The 1,125-nt window shown below is 38.7% G+C and carries 2 protein-coding genes; both read right to left on the bottom strand.

Features of this window, described 5'->3' with window-relative positions; translation table 11 throughout:
- The coding region (locus E1171_RS24845) for a pinensin family lanthipeptide (protein ID WP_222931315.1) at positions 1-110 on the bottom strand (110 nt) is incomplete at its 3' end.
- A 114-nt stretch (positions 111-224) separates the two neighbouring features.
- Positions 225-1,125, bottom strand: a 901-nt coding sequence (locus tag E1171_RS23355) for a hypothetical protein (RefSeq protein WP_187696144.1), incomplete at its 5' end; no start/stop codon positions are given.

Below are 1,125 nucleotides of genomic sequence, written 5' to 3'. Positions count from 1 at the left end.
CTATCGTGAGTTTGATGTCCTCCCTTAGCTGTTTCAGCTTTTTTGTCTTCTAAAGATGTTACAAAGCTTTCTAGTTTAATTTGGCCTAAGTTTAGTTTTTTCTTTTTCATGATAAAGATATTTTTGGTTAAAAGAAGGGTGAATATTATATAATTACATGGAGGAAATATACTAAATAATGATTATTTTTATAGAATTTGGACTACTATTTTTTTAAAGTATTATTATTGCCTGATAATAATGCTTTGATCAAACCCGGTTAAGGTAACCTTCATTTTTTTGTTTTTACCGGTTTGCCTTATATCTACGTTATGGCCCCGGCCTTCCATGTTTATTTCCAGTTGGTGTCTATCTCCCTGCTGATTGATCGAAGCCCAGTTTTCTTGACCAAATGCATTGTCTTGAATTAATTCTAGTTCGTTGTGGGCACCAAATTGTCGGAGTTCATCCACTACATTGACAACTGCCCCTCCTATTTGAGTGATTTCCGCCCTGTTTTTTAATCCCATTTGGCGCAAATTACGTACTATATTTCCGCCGTTTCGTTGGGTAATGGATAGAAAATTATTTGTTCTACTACCCGGACCAATTTGTCTTACATTTTCTATGGTATTGCCTATAGCGGCCGCCCTGGCATTAAGCGGAAAAGGTGGAACTCCATTTTCCTGATCAACTATTGTAATACCCCCCACCTGCATAATTGTTGCATTATTATCCATGTTCGGGGCTCCACCATTTTGCACCTGTCTTACAAGAAGCAGGCTAGGGCCACTTTGAGATCCACTTACCGTATTATTGGCCTCACCATTTTCGGTAATGGTCTGCTCGATTGATGCCACTGCCAAAGTACCACTTTGCGTGAAATTGGTTACATTATTAGACAATCCATCCTCTTCAGTGTCATTATTCTGGATTATCCTCAAAAAGTTAACAGAACCAAATTGATTGATATTATTTATGTTATTGGAACTACCACCTAATGGGGAGGCGCCGTTGAACTGCATGGTTACCAAGGAATTGAAAGTACCAGATTGAGTGACATCCTCAAAGTTATTGGAATGACCCATTCCCGAAGCGTCGTTGGTTTGCATGGTCACCATGGAGTTTAAAGTACCAGATTGAGTG

Origin of the sequence: Xanthovirga aplysinae (assembly GCF_009711365.1) — a bacterium.
Taxonomy (GTDB): Bacteria; Bacteroidota; Bacteroidia; order Cytophagales; family Cyclobacteriaceae; genus Xanthovirga; species Xanthovirga aplysinae.
The sequence above is the reverse complement of the archived record's forward strand: the minus strand, read 5'-3'. Positions and strand labels throughout refer to the sequence as shown.